The 16,208-nt window shown below is 61.8% G+C and carries 16 protein-coding genes; 4 read left to right on the forward strand and 12 right to left on the reverse strand.

What is annotated here, in order from left to right:
* Window positions 1-87: 87 nt before the first annotated feature.
* Window positions 88-270 carry a hypothetical protein gene (locus FB597_RS13765; protein WP_144769851.1) on the reverse strand — a complete coding sequence of 61 codons (183 nt, stop codon included), beginning with the start codon at window positions 268-270 and terminating at the stop codon, window positions 88-90.
* Between the two features lie 176 nt (window positions 271-446).
* Here FB597_RS13765 and FB597_RS13770 point away from each other — a divergent pair, with 176 nt between their 5' ends.
* Window positions 447-827 (forward strand): AlpA family transcriptional regulator, encoded by a 381-nt coding sequence (locus FB597_RS13770; RefSeq protein WP_144769950.1) that lies wholly within the window; start codon window positions 447-449, stop codon window positions 825-827.
* Between the two features lie 15 nt (window positions 828-842).
* On the opposite strand, the gene FB597_RS13775 is transcribed toward FB597_RS13770, so the two are convergent.
* From FB597_RS13775 to FB597_RS13805, 7 genes are all read right to left on the reverse strand, one after another.
* Entirely contained in the window at window positions 843-1,367 is a 525-nt protein-coding gene (locus tag FB597_RS13775) for an AlpA family transcriptional regulator (protein WP_144769852.1), read from the reverse strand.
* Between the two features lie 4 nt (window positions 1,368-1,371).
* Window positions 1,372-1,647 (reverse strand): hypothetical protein, encoded by a 276-nt coding sequence (locus tag FB597_RS20525; protein WP_144769853.1) that lies wholly within the window; start codon window positions 1,645-1,647, stop codon window positions 1,372-1,374.
* A gap of 61 nt (window positions 1,648-1,708) precedes the next feature.
* Window positions 1,709-2,920, reverse strand: coding sequence for a site-specific integrase (locus FB597_RS13785; RefSeq protein WP_255517184.1), 1,212 nt, complete (start codon window positions 2,918-2,920; stop codon window positions 1,709-1,711).
* 346 nt (window positions 2,921-3,266) lie between these two features.
* Window positions 3,267-4,859 (reverse strand): glutamine-hydrolyzing GMP synthase, encoded by a 1,593-nt coding sequence (gene guaA / locus FB597_RS13790; RefSeq protein WP_141915271.1) that lies wholly within the window; start codon window positions 4,857-4,859, stop codon window positions 3,267-3,269.
* A gap of 119 nt (window positions 4,860-4,978) precedes the next feature.
* A complete protein-coding gene (guaB, locus tag FB597_RS13795) occupies window positions 4,979-6,448 on the reverse strand; it encodes an IMP dehydrogenase (protein WP_144769854.1) in 1,470 nt (489 codons plus the stop codon).
* 170 nt (window positions 6,449-6,618) lie between these two features.
* Window positions 6,619-6,915: an RnfH family protein gene (locus FB597_RS13800; protein ID WP_144769855.1), complete on the reverse strand. Its 297-nt coding sequence runs from the start codon at window positions 6,913-6,915 to the stop codon at window positions 6,619-6,621.
* The gene (locus tag FB597_RS13805) at window positions 6,908-7,339 is read right to left on the reverse strand and encodes a type II toxin-antitoxin system RatA family toxin (RefSeq protein WP_141915279.1); all 432 of its coding nucleotides are present in this window, start codon (window positions 7,337-7,339) and stop codon (window positions 6,908-6,910) included. Before FB597_RS13805 ends, FB597_RS13800 begins: the two co-directional genes overlap by 8 nt.
* Window positions 7,340-7,406: 67 nt before the next feature.
* Here FB597_RS13805 and smpB point away from each other — a divergent pair, with 67 nt between their 5' ends.
* Window positions 7,407-7,856, forward strand: coding sequence for an SsrA-binding protein SmpB (smpB, locus tag FB597_RS13810; RefSeq protein ID WP_050466870.1), 450 nt, complete (start codon window positions 7,407-7,409; stop codon window positions 7,854-7,856).
* 73 nt (window positions 7,857-7,929) lie between these two features.
* Here smpB and FB597_RS13815 read toward each other — a convergent pair whose 3' ends face one another.
* The gene (locus FB597_RS13815) at window positions 7,930-9,516 is read right to left on the reverse strand and encodes a tetratricopeptide repeat protein (RefSeq protein ID WP_144769856.1); all 1,587 of its coding nucleotides are present in this window, start codon (window positions 9,514-9,516) and stop codon (window positions 7,930-7,932) included.
* Between the two features lie 411 nt (window positions 9,517-9,927).
* Here FB597_RS13815 and FB597_RS13820 point away from each other — a divergent pair, with 411 nt between their 5' ends.
* Both FB597_RS13820 and FB597_RS13825 read left to right on the forward strand, forming a co-directional pair.
* The gene (locus tag FB597_RS13820) at window positions 9,928-10,617 is read left to right on the forward strand and encodes a response regulator transcription factor (protein WP_141915283.1); all 690 of its coding nucleotides are present in this window, start codon (window positions 9,928-9,930) and stop codon (window positions 10,615-10,617) included.
* Window position 10,618: 1 nt separating this feature from the next.
* A complete protein-coding gene (locus FB597_RS13825) occupies window positions 10,619-12,046 on the forward strand; it encodes an ATP-binding protein (protein ID WP_141915286.1) in 1,428 nt (475 codons plus the stop codon).
* Between the two features lie 75 nt (window positions 12,047-12,121).
* Here FB597_RS13825 and FB597_RS13830 read toward each other — a convergent pair whose 3' ends face one another.
* The 3 genes from FB597_RS13830 to ppsA form a co-directional block, all read right to left on the reverse strand.
* The gene (locus FB597_RS13830) at window positions 12,122-13,036 is read right to left on the reverse strand and encodes an SPFH domain-containing protein (protein WP_141915288.1); all 915 of its coding nucleotides are present in this window, start codon (window positions 13,034-13,036) and stop codon (window positions 12,122-12,124) included.
* Between the two features lie 41 nt (window positions 13,037-13,077).
* Window positions 13,078-13,512 carry an NfeD family protein gene (locus FB597_RS13835; protein WP_141915291.1) on the reverse strand — a complete coding sequence of 145 codons (435 nt, stop codon included), beginning with the start codon at window positions 13,510-13,512 and terminating at the stop codon, window positions 13,078-13,080.
* A 190-nt stretch (window positions 13,513-13,702) separates the two neighbouring features.
* Window positions 13,703-16,060, reverse strand: coding sequence for a phosphoenolpyruvate synthase (ppsA, locus tag FB597_RS13840; protein ID WP_255517177.1), 2,358 nt, complete (start codon window positions 16,058-16,060; stop codon window positions 13,703-13,705).
* Window positions 16,061-16,208: the final 148 nt, after the last annotated feature.

The following is a 16,208-nucleotide window of genomic DNA, read 5'->3' on the forward strand; positions in this document are numbered from 1 at the left end:
TCTTCGGATGTGAATCGCTTTTTCGGCATGGTCTGACTCTCCTTTTCAATAGCATATGAAATTTCAAGTCGGACCAGTTTTTTCAGGTCAGGTCAGTTTGACCAACGCGTCATCCTGGTTGATCAACCACTCTGGCGGCCCCTCTCCATCACGACGCTTGGTGGCATCCCAGGTAGCCCAATCTACTTGATGACGAACCAAGTCAACTTCTAATTTTTGTGCTTCGGTGAATAAACGTCTTAGTTCGGCCTTGATTGCTTCAGGTTTCATTAGCACACTCTATTTCTTTTGATTGTTGGTTCATACCGAGTCGTGCTGTAATTATCATATAAGATACGACAATTCACCGAGTTTCGGAGTCGCCTACCACCACACTCGCCGCACTACGCCGCAGTAAGTTGTCCCGATAGATATTGAAGCTCACCATGACTCCATGCCGCATGCTTATGGAGTTCACAGTGGAACATCTACAAACACTGACTGCTGTCAGCGCCGAAGCTGATCAATCATGTCCCTTACCGGGCACGAAAGCCTACGAGAGACTGCCACAGTTTCCGAAGCACAACCCTCTCCCATTCCGGCGCACCATTCGTCGCCAGGAACTGCGACAGATCGTCCCCTTGGCCGAAACCACGATCTACGAAATGGAGCGCCGCGGCGAATTCCCTCGTCGCTTCAATCTGACGCCCCGCTGTGTTGTGTGGGACTTGGCCGAAGTGGAAGCATGGGTCGAAGAACGCAAGCAAGCCCCTCGCGGCGGCATCTCGAAACCGGATGTCCGCCTACGAAAAACCCGCCCTGTTCGGGCGGGTTCGAGTGAGGAATGAATCTAGATATGGCGCTCATCCAACTAAGGCTTCCAGTGCCTTGGATGCCGAGCGCGGTAGCCGCCAGCCTTCCTTCGCCAAATTGACCTCTAAGGCCACCTGTGCGACGGCCAACACGTCCTCGGTGAGCGAATAACCGCCTCTGGACTGCAACCAGGTCAACACGTCGGCAAGGTGCCAGATCGACGTACTGCCCTCATGCACCGGCACCGGGAAGCAACCTGGATAAGCCAGCATCAGCTTTCGCATATTCTGCCGCGACACGCCCACGATGTCCGCAACATCGGTCAGCCCGACGAGATCAGGTGCCACTTCGATCAACCGAGCCGACGGCGCAGCACGGCGCACATCGGCCAACGCGCTACGCACGGCAACGCCGGCATCTGCCGCTTCGCGGGTGAACTCCAGCGCCAAACGCCCCGGCTGTCCGGTGCCGACCAAGGCATCATCGCAACCCGCTTCGCCCAGACGTTCGACCAGCGTGTCCGGATCGCGGTCATCATCGGCGAGTTGGTATTTCAAGGTGAAGGTGTATTCCATCGCGCTACTCCTTGGCTCCGTCATCAGCCTCATGCTGCTTACGATGCGTGGTGCAGTTGTCCACGACGCGCCGTAAGGCGCGAGCGTGATTGCCGGGGTTCTTCGGCGTACTCCATACCGACGTAATGCAGAACTCGCCACAACGGCATTCCTCGTCGTTGTATGGGCAATAAATCCGCCCCCAGGCGTGGCTGCCGCCGACTTCGACGCGCCACCCCTGCCCTTCGGCGTGCCTCAGAGCTTCCTCGACCTCTTTCTTAGGGTGTGAAGGACGGGCCATCAATGATCTCCAGTATGGGGATGATCGGCGTGGTTGTCAAGTGACAACCACGCCGCCATTTTCAGGCCATCGCGCTCAGCACCGGAACTACCACGTTCTCCGGCATCAACTTCGGCACGTAGACCTGCCCATTCCCCCAAGCATCAACCATATTGGCCCACTCTTGCAGCATGTGGCGCCGCTGCTCGGCATACTCGGCCTTGTTGTAGACCGATCGCGAGGAACGCCCCTCCTCGTGCGCCAGGCACTTCTCGATCCAGTCACGGTTGAAGCCGATCTCGTTCAACAACGTCGATCCAGTGCGGCGCAAATCATGGACAGTGAACGGCTGTAGCGGCAACTCCTTGGCTTGTGCGCATTCGACCACGAGCTGCGTTACCCGATTCAAGGTCGCATTAGACATGAACCGAGCCGCATCGTAACGAGAGGGAAAGACGAATTTTGAGCCTGCCGCACAGGCGTGCAGCGTAACGAATATGCCAAGCGCCTGGCGCGACAGATAGACCACATGCGGATTGCGCCCCTTCATCCGCTGCTTCGGAATCGTCCAGGTCGCGTTCTCGAAATTGACCTCATCCCAAGTAGCTTGGATCAGCTCACTCTTGCGCACCAGTGTGAGCAGAATCAAGCGCATCGCCAGTCTGATCGTCGGATAGGTCGCCACCAACTCCATCTCCTGCAGCATCAGGCGGATTTCCGATGGCGATAGGGCGCGATCTTTCGGCACGAAGGTGGCAATCGACGATGGTCCCACACTGTCAGCGGGGTTTTCCACCTTTTCACCATGGGCGATGGCGTAGACATAGACCTGCTTCACGATGTCCCGAAGTTGAACCGCAGTGGCGGGCGCCCCACGCTCCTTGATCTTGCTGCAAAGGGCTCGCAAATCTTCGGCTTGAATTTCGGTCAGCAAGCGGTTCTGGAAAGCCGGCAGGAGGTCCCGGTCAATGATGTGCTGGCGCGCGGCACGGGTGCTTTCGGCCCACCTTGCATTGGCCAGCCATGTCTCCAGCGCCGCGCCGAAAGTCTTAATGGCGCCCACCCGGCGCTTCTCGCGTTGCTTTTCGAGCGCCGGCGAGATGCCCTTGAGGACGGTCTTGCGCGCATCCAGAAGTAGTTCGCGCGCCATTGCCAACGAAATACCGTCAGGGCCGTAGCGCCCGAAAGTCAGCGTTTCTCGGCGTCCGTTCAGACGGTAATCGTAGCGGAAGGTGACGGTACCGCTGGGCGATACCGTCACGTACATCCCATCACGGTCAGAAGCCTTATAAATCTAGGACTTAGGCTTTAAATTGCGTAGTGCAGCGTCGGTTAGCATCGAGGTTTTCCTCCTGTTTTTTGACGGCTTTTACCGTCAGGGATCAGGAGACCTGCTGATGCCCGGAAAGCCGCGTAAAACAAGCTTCTCCGAGATGGCTTTTACCGTCAAAGACGGTAAAAGTCTGAGTAGTGAATGAAAAAGTCTTAATTCGGCCTAGATTCTTACCGCCAGTTTTACCGCCAACTTATTCTGCTGGCCGGCGATAGTCACCGATAGCTGCCGTGACGTATTTTCTTTCTAGATCAATACGTTAAGTCAGTTTTTCGATAGCTGTCGATAGTCCTCGAAGGACGTATTTTCACTCCCACTCGATCGTCGCCGGCGGCTTGCCCGAGATGTCGTAGACAACGCGGTTCAGGCCGCGCACTTCGTTGATGATGCGGTTGGACACGCGGCCCAGCAGCTCGTGCGGCAGGTGCGCCCAGTGCGCGGTCATGAAGTCCTGGGTCTGCACGGCGCGCAGCGCCACCACGTATTCGTAGGTGCGGCCATCGCCCATGACGCCCACCGACTTGACCGGCAGGAACACCGCGAACGCCTGGCTGGTTTTTTCATACCAGGTCTGGCCATCCTCGTCCTTGGTGTTGCGCAGCTCTTCGATGAAGATGGCGTCGGCGCGACGCAGCAGGTCGGCGTATTCCTTCTTCACTTCGCCCAGGATGCGCACGCCCAGGCCGGGGCCCGGGAACGGGTGGCGGTACACCATCTCCGGCGGCAGGCCCAGCGCCACGCCCAGTTCGCGCACTTCGTCCTTGAACAGTTCGCGCAGCGGCTCCAGCAGTTTCAGGTTCAGGGTTTCCGGCAGGCCGCCGACGTTGTGATGGCTCTTGATGGTGTGGGCGGTCTTCTTGCCCTTGCCGGCGCTTTCGATCACGTCCGGGTAGATTGTGCCTTGGGCCAGCCACTTGGCGCTCTTGAGCTTGCCCGATTCGGCCTGGAACACTTCGACGAACTCGCGACCGATGATCTTGCGCTTGGCTTCGGGGTCGGTCACGCCGGCCAGGTGGCCCATGAACTGGTCGGTGGCATCCACGTGGATCACCTTCACGCCCAGGTTCTTGCCGAACATCTCCATGACCATCTTGCCTTCGTCCAGGCGCAGCAGGCCGTGGTCGACGAACACGCAGGTCAGTTGGTCGCCGATGGCGCGGTGGATCAGGGCCGCCGCCACGCTGCTGTCGACGCCGCCCGAGAGGCCGAGGATGACTTCATCGCTGCCGACTTGCTGGCGGATGGATTCGACCGCTTCGGCGATATAGTCGGGCATGTTCCAGTCCGACTGGCAGCCGCAGATTTCATGCACGAAGCGCGCCAGCATGGCCTTGCCCTGCACGGTGTGGGTCACTTCCGGGTGGAATTGCACGGCGTAGAAACGGCGCTCTTCATCGGCCATGCCGGCGATCGGGCAGTTGCCGGTGGAAGCCATCAGCTTGAAGCCGGCCGGCATTTCGTTGACCTTGTCGCCGTGGCTCATCCACACCTTCAACATGCCGTGGCCTTCGGCGGTAGTGAAGTCGGCGATGTCTTTGAGCAAAGCCGTATGCCCATGCGCGCGCACTTCGGCGTAACCGAATTCGCGCAGTTTGCCGTTTTCAACCTTGCCGCCCAGTTGCTGGGCCATGGTCTGCATGCCGTAGCAAATGCCCAGCACCGGCACGCCCAGTTCGAACACCGCCTGCGGCGCGCGCGGGGTGTCGCCTTCGGTGACGCTGTTGGGGCCGCCGGAGAGGATCACGCCGGCCGCGCCGTAGTTGCGTACGAACTCGTCGCTCACGTCATGCGGGAAAACCTCGGAAAACACGCCGGCTTCGCGCACGCGACGCGCGATCAGTTGGGTAACCTGGGAACCGAAGTCGAGGATCAGAATTTTCGAGTGCGAATGCGTAGACATGGCGATGGGAAATGGCTGCGTTGATGGATGAAATGGCAGTGACAGCTGCTACAAAAATTCAACAGCCCGGCAGTCCGGCATCTTGCCTGCGGACTGTCGGGCTGTGGCCGCACCGGGGATTACTCGGCGCGGTAGTTCGGGGCTTCCTTGGTGATCTGCACGTCGTGCACGTGCGACTCGCGCATGCCGGCCGCGGTGATCTCGACGAACTCCGCCCTTTCGCGGAAATCGTCGATGCTGCTGCAACCGCAGTAGCCCATGGAGGAGCGCACGCCGCCCACCAGCTGGTACAGGATGGCGACCACCGAGCCCTTGTAGGCGACGCGGCCTTCGATGCCTTCCGGCACGAACTTGTCGGCGGTGTTGTCGCCGTCCTGGAAGTAGCGGTCGGCCGAACCGTCAGCCATCGCGCCCAGCGAACCCATGCCGCGGTAGGACTTGTAGCTGCGGCCCTGGTACAGGATCACTTCGCCCGGCGCCTCTTCGGTGCCGGCGAACATGCTGCCCATCATCACGGCCGATGCGCCGGCGGCCAGCGCCTTGGCGACGTCGCCCGAGAAGCGGATGCCGCCGTCGGCGATGACCGGGACGCCGGTGCCCTTCAAGGCATCGGCCACGTTGGCGATGGCCGAGATTTGCGGCACGCCGACGCCGGCGACGATACGGGTGGTGCAGATGGAGCCGGGGCCGATGCCGACCTTGACGGCATCGGCGCCATGCTCGACCAGCGCCTTGGCGGCCGCCGCGGTGGCGATGTTGCCGCCGATCACTTCGACGTGCGGGAATTTGGTCTTGACCCACTTGACGCGGTTGAGCACGCCGGCCGAGTGGCCGTGGGCGGTGTCGACCACCAGGACGTCCACGCCGGCCGCCACCAGCAGCTCGATGCGCTCGTCATTGTCCGGGCCGACGCCGACTGCCGCGCCCACGCGCAGCTTGCCGTGCTCGTCCTTGCAGGCGAAGGGGTGTTCGGTCGACTTCTCGATGTCTTTCACGGTGATCAGGCCGCGCAGCTCGAACGCGTCGTTGACCACCATCACGCGCTCCAGGCGGTGCTTATTCATCAGGCGCTTGGCTTCTTCCGGATCGGCGCCGGCGCCGTTTTCCTTGACGTAGACCAGCTTCTCGCGCGGGGTCATCTTGGCGCGCACCTCGGCGTCCAGCTCGTTTTCGAAGCGCAGGTCGCGGTTGGTGATGATGCCCAGCAGGCTCTTGCCTTCGACCACCGGGAAACCGCTGATGCCATGCTGCTTGGACAGCGCGATGACGTCGCGGATCTTCATGGTCGGCGGGATGGTGATCGGGTCGCGCACCACGCCGGATTCGAAACGCTTGACCTTGGAAACCTCGCGCGCCTGTTCCTTGGGCGTCAGGTTCTTGTGGATGATGCCGATGCCGCCTTCTTGCGCCATGGCAATGGCCAGGCGAGCTTCCGTCACGGTATCCATCGCCGCGGAGACCAGCGGAATGTTCAGCGTGATGTTGCGCGTCAGGCGCGTAGTGAGCGAAGTATCTTTGGGAAGGATGTCCGAGAAGGCCGGGACGAGCAGCACGTCATCGAACGTGAGTGCTTTTTGGAGAAGACGCATAGTGTTTCCTATAGGCGCAAAAGCGAATTATACAGAAAAGTCTTGCGTGCGTCGCGCGACAGTTGAGTTTTGCCGTCCGGCCTGTGGCAAACAGGCCGGATCCGTTGAAATTCAGGCAAGCACCGCCTGCGATGCGGATGAGAGAAGGCCCGCCCGAGGGCGGGAGCACGTCAGCGCTGGGCCTTGTGCGCCACCCGGCGACGGCGGGAATCCTTGGGATCGGCGATCAGCGGGCGGTAGATCTCGATCCTGTCCCGCGCGCGCAGCGGCGTGTCCAGCGCCTTGAGCTTGCCGAAGATGCCGACGCGGCATACGGTCAGGTCGATCGCCGGCTGCTCGCGCAGCAGGCCGCTGTCCATGATGGCTTGCTGTATCGTGCAGCCCTGCTCCACTTCGACATCCTTCAAGACCTGCAAACCGGGGGCGGCATAGCAGATCTGCACTTGCAAACGAGCCGGCTCAGCCATATATCTGTTCGGCGCGCTTGCAGAAGGAATCGACGAAGCTGTTGGCGATCATGCTGAACACCGGGCCGATGACGCCTTCCAGGAGACGGCTGGAGAATTCATACTCCATGTCGAATTCGATCTTGCAGGCGTCTTCGCGCAAGGGCTTGAAATGCCAGCGCCCCTCGAAATGCTTGAATGGTCCCTCCACCAGGCGCATGGTCATGCTGGTGGGACGCACATTGGTATTTTGGGTGCTGAATGACTGTTTCAGCCCGTGGTAATTGATCTTCAGCTTGGCCGTGAGACTATGCTCGCCGCGTTCGGCCACTTCCACTCCTCCGCACCAGGGCAGGAATTGCGGGTAATCTTCGACCTGGTCCACCAGGTTGAACATCTGCTCCGCGCTATAGTTGATCAAGACGGTTTTGTGTACGACTGCCATCGAGGGTGGTCCGTTTGATAAAATCGCAAAGTAATAATTTTAAACCGACGGGACGAGTTTTCCTTAGATGAGCATAGTTGACAACAAAAAAGCCTTTTTCGATTACTTCATCGAGGAGCGATTCGAAGCGGGCATCGTCCTGCAAGGTTGGGAAGTCAAATCGATACGCGCCGGCCGCGTGCAACTGAAAGAAGCCTATGTGATCGTGCGCAATGGCGAGGTATTCCTGTTCGGCGCGCACATCAGCGCCCTGACCAGCACCTCCACCCATGTGCACCCGGAAACCCTGCGCACCCGCAAGTTGCTGTTGAATGCGGCCGAGATCAGCAAGCTGATCGGCAAGGTGGAACGCTCCGGCTATACCCTGGTGCCCTTGAACCTGCATTACAGCAAAGGACGCGTCAAATGCGACATCGGCCTGGCCAAGGGCAAGAAGCAGCACGACAAGCGCGAGACCGAGAAGCAGCGCGACAGCCAGCGTGAAATCCAGTCCGCGATGAAGCAGCACCGGCGTTGATCTGCGCGCCGTTTCCGGCAAAAAACAACGGCTGCCTCGCGCAGCCGTTTTCATTGATTCATAGGTTCATTGCTTAATCCATCCCCGGCAGCAAGCGCACGGCCGCGGCGACCTCTTCAAGGACATCGTCCCAATTGCCGCGCTCCCGCTGGCGAAACAGCCGCATGCGCGGATACCAGGCGCTGCGATCGGGTTGCTGCCCCCAGCGCCATTCGCCTTCCAGCCGCAGCATCAGCCATACCGGCATGCCCAGCGCGCCGGCCAGGTGGGCCGCCGCGCTGTCTACGCTGATCACCAGATCGAGATTGGCCAGCAGCGCCGCCGTATCGGCCCAATCCGTCAATGGAAAGACCTGCAGGTTGGGCAGCGTAGCGGCGTACTCCTGGTCCGGCACCGGAACCGACTGCTGCAGGCAGATGAAATCGGCATCGACATCCAGCACCGGCTTGAGCTGCGCCAGCGCCAGGTCGCGCGTATGGTTGACGATGCCATATTGCCGCCCGGCCCAGGCCATGCCGATGCGTGGACGCCGCGGCAAGCCGTCGCGCCGGCCCAGACGCGCCGCCCAATGCGCCACCTGCCCCGGATCGGCCGCCAGATAGGGCGGCAACGGGCCTTGCGCCGGGTCCTGCCGGCCCAGCAGCAACGGCAGGCTCAGCAACGGCGCATGCACGTCATGGGGAGGCGGCGCCTTGTCGTTTCCGATAAAACGGCACGCCGGAAATGCAGGCTGCAGCAGCGGCAGCAATTGCGGCGGCACGCAGACGATGACGTGTTGCGCGCGCTGCGCCACGTCCGGGATATAGCGGGCAAATTGCAGCGAATCGCCCAGCCCCTGTTCGGCCCACAGCAGCACCGTCTTGCCGGCGAGATCCATTCCCGCTTGCCATGGCGGGCTGGCGCTGCGCAAGTCGGCACGACGGATCTGCGCGATCGCGCGCCTGGCCTCGTGCTCGCGCCAGCCTTCCTCGTAACGGCCTGCCATCAACAGCAAATGGCTACGCGCCACGCACGCCTCGGCGAAACCGGGATGCCGGGAGATGGCCTGTTCATAGCACGACAGCGCATCGCCAAAACGCCCCATCTGGCGCAATACGTTGCCGCGGTTGAACTGGATCAGTGCCATGCCGGCGCCGCTGTCGAGCGCCTCTTGGCGCTCGTAGCAGGCCAGCGCCTGCTCATGGCGGTTCAGCCTGAGCAGGATATCGGCGCGCAGGTTGAGGATGGAAAAATCGGAGGGAAAGGCGACTGCTGCGGGACCAATCGCCTCCAGCGCCTGTTCCGGCAGCCCAAGCTTGAACAGCGCTTCCGCCTTGCGGAGGCTGGCCTCTTGGGATGGGGACGGAGATGATGCCGCCTGCAGGCGCTCGCATTGCCCGACCAGCGCCTGCAAAGCCCGCGTGCGCGCGGCTGCGGCTTCGGCCAGCGCCGGGCTAAGCGCCAGGCATTCCTCGTAACTGGCGACTGCGTCCTGGAGATATCCGCCCTGCTCCTGCAGGCGCCCGCGTTGCATCAGCAGGGGGAAGAATTCCGGCTCGATGGCCAAGCCTGCGGCCACCTTTTCCAGGGCCGGCCCATGCATGCCGGCGCCGCCCAGCGCGATGGCGTCGCACATCAGGGACATCAATTGCGCCAGCCTGCTTGCATCCAGATTATTCATGCGGCCAGCTTAGCACGGGGCCGGCCTGCGCAAAACGCAGCGCGCCGCACAGGCGACCAAGAGCGAAGCGCTTGAGATCGCTGCAAGCCTGCCATTGGCTCCGTCCGGATAAAACGTAGTAAGCGGAGTAAAAACCGGAGTAAAGTCTCTTGCCAGATGCGGGGACTCGGATTTTTCCGGCGAAAACGAAGCGGCAATGGCAACTTTTTGCCGGCCGGATTCCTTGCGCTATTGAAATAAAGTCATGCGTACATCGGCGCCCAAAAATGTTCGCCAACGCCGGGTAAATGAATGTAAAGATGCAATTGTAAAGACGTTCTGAAACACCTCTGCAAAACCTTTTACGGCATATTAGCGGCTGCCGACGTCCCGCGGCATTAATGCAGGGCAACTCAAGAATGGAATGCAGCAATGTCTAAAGTGCTTTTGATCGATGACGATGTCGAGCTGGTCGATATGCTCAAGGAATACCTTGAGCAGGAAAAATTTGAAGTCAATGTCGCCTATGACGGCGAAGCCGGCGCTGCCGAAGCCTTGACCGGCCAATACGCCATCGCCGTACTGGACGTGATGATGCCGCGCCTGAACGGGGTCGATACCTTGCGCCGCATCCGTGCCAAGAGCAGCATGCCGGTGGTGATGCTGACCGCCAAGGGCGACGATACCGACCGCATCATCGGCCTTGAACTGGGCGCCGACGACTACGTTCCCAAGCCCTGCACGCCCCGTGAAATCGCTGCCCGCATTCGCGCCATCCTGCGCCGCGCCACGGCCGACAACACCGAGCAATCGCCCTACTCTCCGCTGGCCGTCGGCGCCTTGTCGATGTGGCCGGAGCAACGGCGCGCGACCTGGTCCGGACGTCCGCTGGAACTGACCAGCAGCGAATTCAACCTGCTTGAGGTGCTGGCGCGCAATGCCGGCAAGCCGGTGAGCAAGCAGCACCTGTCCGAACAGGGCCTGGGCCGTCCGTTGGCGCGCTTCGACCGCAACATTGACGTGCATCTGTCCAGCATCCGCCAGAAGATCGCCGCGCTGGGCAGCGACAAGAGCTGCATCCAGACCGTCTACCGACTGGGCTATCAGTTCATCAAGGAATAAAGTGGGTCGGTTATTCTGGAAGTTCTTCTTCTTCATCGCCATCGCCCAGATCACCGCCACCTGCGGCGTGGGCGTGCTGTTCTGGATCGAAAATCTGGAGCGCAATAACCGCACTTCCGAGATCGACCTCAGCCCTCCGGCCTCCTTCATGATCCGTTCGGCCGCCGCTACCCTGCAGTTCGGCGGCACGGAAGCCTTGCGCAGCCTGATCAACGAAGGCCGCGAACATCGCCTGAAGTTGTATGCGGTCGATGAAGAGATGAAGGACCTGATGGGCCGCGAAGTCTCGCCCAAGCTGGTGGAAGAAGCGCGCGCCGTGCTCAGGACCGAAAAGGAACGGCGCGTGGTCGAACTGGTGAAGGCCGCCAATGGCCATAGCTACCTGCTGTTCATCCCCGCCCCGCCCGAAGAATTCATTGGCCCCGGCGGCCCTGGCGGCCCCGGTCCGCACGAGCCGCGCCGCATGCGCGAGCGCGGGCCGCAGCCCTTGTTCTTCCCGAGCATGCCGATCCTGGTAGCGCTGCTGGCCAGCATGGTGTTCGCCCTGTTGCTGGCCTGGTATTTCTCCTACCCGATCCGCCACCTGAAGAACGCCTTTGCCCAGGCCGCTTCCGGCAACCTGGACCTGGAACTGGAACCTGTCATGAGTTCGCGCAGCGACGAACTGGCCGACCTCGGACGCGACTTCGACGCCATGACCGCCAAGCTGCGCACGCTGATGGAAAGCCAGCGCCGCTTGCTGCATGACGTCTCGCATGAGCTGCGCTCGCCGATTGCGCGGTTGCAGGTCGCCATCGGCCTGGCTAGGGTGCAGGACAGGGACAAGCTGGAGATCACGCTGGAACGCATCGAGCGCGAAAGCGTGCGCATGGACAAGCTGGTGGGCGAGCTGCTGACGCTGTCGCGGTTGGAAGCCAACGTGCCCGGCTCGATGGAAGAAAACATCGCGATCCAGCCGATGCTGGCCGACATGATCAACGACGCCAGCTTCGAGGCCAGCGCCAACGGCAAGCATATCGAAGGCCGGATCGATTGCCCGGTGGAGATCAAGGGCAATCCGGAACTGCTCTATCGCGCCATCGAGAACGTGCTGCGCAACGCCATCAAGCACACTGCGCCCGATACCACCGTGCAGCTCCATACCCAGGTCGATGAGATCAACAAACTGCTGCACCTGTCGATTCTCGACCGCGGCCCCGGCGTGCCGGAAGACGAACTGAACAGCATCTTCGAACTGTTCTTCCGCAGCAGCCGCACCAAGAGCAACAGTTCGGGTCATGGCCTGGGGCTGTCCATCGCGCGGCGCATCGTCGAGGCCCACAACGGTTTCATCCGCGCCGACAACCGCAAGGATGGCGGCCTGCGCGTGGATATCACCCTGCCCTTCATGGCGGACGAACCGGCCAAGGGGCAGACGCTGGACGCCTGACGGCGCGCGCCATGGCAAAACGGCCCGGCCTGCGGTATCGATGCAGGCCGGGCCGTTTGGTTTGAGCGACAGATCTTACTTCGGCTGGCTCTTGACCACTTGCATCGCCGCCGCGATCAGCCCGCTCATGTCCGACAGGTTGGCCGGCACGATGATGGAATTGTTGGTCTTGGCCAACTGGCCGAAAGCCGCCACATATTGCTCGGCCACCTTCAGGTTCACAGCATCCGATCCGCCCGGCGACTGGATCGCCGCCGCGGTCTTGCGGATCGCCTCGGCGCTGGCTTCGGCAATCGCCAAGATTGCCGCGGCCTGGCCCTGGGCGCGGTTGATCGAAGCCTGCTTTTCGCCTTCCGACCTGGCGATGGCCGCCTCGCGCTCGCCGGTGGCGATGTTGATCTGCTCCTGCTTGCGGCCTTCGGAGGCGGCGATCAGCGCGCGCTTCTCGCGCTCGGCGGTGATCTGGGCCTGCATCGCGTGCAGGATTTCCTTGGGCGGGGTGAGATCCTTGATCTCGTAACGCAGCACCTTCACGCCCCAGTTCTCGGCCGATTCGTCGATGGCGCTGACGATGGCGGTGTTGATGTGGTCGCGCTCCTCGAAGGTCTTGTCCAGTTCCATCTTGCCGATCACCGAACGCAGCGTGGTCTGCGCCAGCTGCGTGATCGCCGCGATGTAATTGGACGAGCCGTAGGACGCGCGCATCGGGTCGGTGATCTGGAAGTACAGGATGCCATCCACCTGCAGCTGGGTGTTGTCCCTGGTGATGCAGACCTGCGGCGGCACGTCCAGCGGGATTTCCTTGAGAATGTGCTTGTAGGCCACGCGGTCAATGAACGGCACCACGATGTTCAGGCCCGGCGCCAGCGTGGCGTGGTATTTGCCCAGGCGCTCCACCACCCAGGCATGCTGTTGCGGGACCACCTTGACCGTCTGCACGACGAACACGATGGCGATGAAGAAAATGACCAGGGTTACGCTTCCCAGCATAAGGTTCTCCTTAGGTTCTGAAGACTAAACTAAAAGATGGATCAGCGCGGCGCGACGATGAGCCGGCTGCCACGGATTTCGCGGATGACATATGCGCCGGGCAAAGGATGGTGCCCGGTTTCCAGCTCGACATCCCATTGGGCGCCGCGGTAAGGCACGCGCGCCACATGGAGATCGCCCTGCGCATCCCAGGCGGCCACTTCCACGGTCTGGCCGATGTCGAGGATGACGTTGGGGTCGGCATTGGCGTTGCGCTTGCGCGAGCGGCCGAAACGGCTGCGGCGCAACAGCAGCATTGCGGCAATGCCGACCGCGGCGGCGGCCAGCAACTGCCATTCGAGCAGCGCGCCGCCCAGCGCGACCAGGCCGCCGGCAACCAGGCCGAGCGCGATCATCAGCAGATAAAAGGTCCCGGAGAACAGTTCGGCGGCGATCAGTGCGCCCGCTGCCACGAACCAGATGGCCCAGTCGGTCATGTGCGTTTCCTCCATGAAGATGCGTCGGTTTTCCCTCCGACAAGGGCGGCATCAGTCTACCCCACAATAATGCGCGCAAAAACAAAGACGCGGACATTTCTGTCCGCGCCTTCGAATTTGCTTCACGTCTATCTCGTATTGTGCGCCTGCCGGCGGCGCCCGACGCCGCCGGCGATGATGCGCAATACGCTTACTTCTTGCCGGCCAGCGCCTGCCAGGTGTCGATGACCGTGTCCGGGTTCAGCGAGATCGACTCGATGCCCTGGTCCATCAGCCATTGCGCAAAGTCCGGATGGTCCGAAGGACCCTGGCCGCAGATGCCGACGTACTTGCCCTTGGCGCGGCAAGTCGAGATCACCTTGGTCAGCAGCGCCTGCAGCGCCGGGTCGCGCTCGTCGAAATCGGCCGCCAGCAACTCCATGCCGGAGTCGCGGTCCAGGCCCAGGGTCAGCTGGGTCAGGTCGTTGGAGCCGATCGAGAAGCCGTCGAAGTGCTCCAGGAACTGCTCTGCCAAAATGGCGTTGGACGGCACTTCGCACATCATGATCACGCGCAGGCCGTTTTCGCCGCGCTTCAAGCCATTCTTGCCGAGCAGGCCGATGACCTTCTCCGCCTGGCCCAGGGTGCGCACGAACGGCACCATGATCTCGACGTTGGTCAGGCCCATGTCGTTACGCACGCGCTTCATGGCCTGGCATTCCATTTCGAACGCTTCGGCAAAATCCGCTGCCAAGTAGCGGGCGGCGCCGCGGAAGCCCAGCATCGGGTTTTCCTCGTCCGGCTCGTAGCGCGAACCGCCGATCAGCTTCTTGTACTCGTTCGACTTGAAGTCGGACAGGCGCACGATCACGGTCTTGGGCCAGAACGCCGCGGCGATGGTGGCGATGCCTTCGGCCAGCTTGTCGACGTAGAAAGCCCGGGGCGAGGCGTGGCCGCGCGCCACCGATTCCACCGCCTTCTTCAGGTCGGCGTCGATGTTCGGGTATTCCAGGATCGCCTTCGGGTGCACGCCGATGTTGTTGTTGATGATGAATTCCAGGCGCGCCAGGCCGACGCCGCCGTTGGGGATCGACTGGAAGTCGAACGCCAGTTGCGGGTTACCCACGTTCATCATTACCTTCAGCGGGATCGGCGGCAGTTCGCCGCGCGCCACTTCGGTGACTTCGGTTTCCAGCAGGCCGTCATAGATCTTGCCTTCGTCGCCTTCGGCGCAGGACACGGTCACCAGCGTGCCGTCCTTCAACACATCGGTGGCGTCGCCGCAGCCGACTACCGCCGGCACGCCCAGTTCACGGGCGATGATCGCCGCGTGGCAGGTACGGCCGCCGCGGTTGGTGACGATGGCCGAAGCGCGCTTCATCACCGGCTCCCAGTTGGGGTCGGTCATGTCGGCCACCAGCACGTCGCCCGGCTGCACACGTTCCATCTCGGCCGGGTCGCTGATCACGCGCACCGGACCGGCGCCGATCTTCTGGCCGATGGCGCGGCCGGTCGCCAGCACCGTGCCCGAGCCCTTGAGCTTGAAGCGCTGCTGGGCGTCGGTCGCCTTTTGCTGCGACTTCACGGTTTCCGGACGGGCCTGCAGGATGTACAGCTTGCCGTCGCGGCCGTCCTTGCCCCACTCGATGTCCATCGGACGGCCATAGTGCTTCTCGATGATGGTGGCGTACTTGGCCAGCTCGACCACTTCGGCATCGTCCAGCGAATAGCGGTTGCGCAGTTCGACCGGCACGTCGACGGTCTTGACCGAGCGGCCGGCCTTGGCTTCGCCGGTGAATTCCATCTTGATCAGCTTGGAGCCGAGGTTACGGCGGATCACCGGCTGCTTGCCCAGTTCCAGCATCGGCTTGTGGACGTAGTATTCGTCCGGGTTGACGGCGCCCTGCACCACGGTTTCGCCCAGGCCATAGCTGGAGGTGATGAAAACCACATCCTTGAAGCCCGATTCGGTATCAATGGTGAACATCACGCCGGCCGCGCCCACATCCGAGCGCACCATGCGCTGCACGCCGGCCGACAGGGCCACTTCGGCGTGGGTGAAGCCCTTGTGCACGCGGTACGAGATCGCGCGGTCGTTATACAGGGAGGCGAACACGTGCTTCATCGCTTCCAGCACGTTGTCGATGCCCACCACATTGAGGAAGGTCTCCTGCTGGCCGGCAAAGGAGGCGTCCGGCAAGTCTTCCGCGGTGGCGGAAGAACGCACGGCGAACGACATCTCGCTAGTGGAGTCAGCCACCAGGCGATCGTAGAAGGCGCGGATTTCCTGGTCCAGGCGCGGCTGGAACGGGGTATCGACGATCCATTGGCGGATCTCGGCGCCGGCTTGCGCCAGCGAGCGCACGTCGTCGATATCCAGGCCTTCCAGGCGCGCGGCGATACGCGCGGCCAGAGTCTGGCCACCGTCGGCGCTGTGCTCGAGGAAATCGCGGAAGGCTTGCGCAGTGGTGGCAAAACCGCCCGGCACGCGAACGCCCGCGCCGGCCAGCTGGCTGATCATTTCACCCAGCGATGCGTTTTTGCCGCCGACGGACTCGACGTCCGTCATGCGAAGAGTTTCAAACGAGGCTACGTATACAGCCCCCTGGGTATTTGCTGCGTTGGACATGACAACCCCTAGCTTGATGATAAGAAATCTTCGCGGGCGCAGCATGCGTCTGTTGATTTTTGTTATTCTGCGACGACGGCGGCAACAA

The organism is Herbaspirillum sp. SJZ099 (assembly GCF_007828355.1).
Classification (GTDB): Bacteria; Pseudomonadota; Gammaproteobacteria; order Burkholderiales; family Burkholderiaceae_D; genus Herbaspirillum.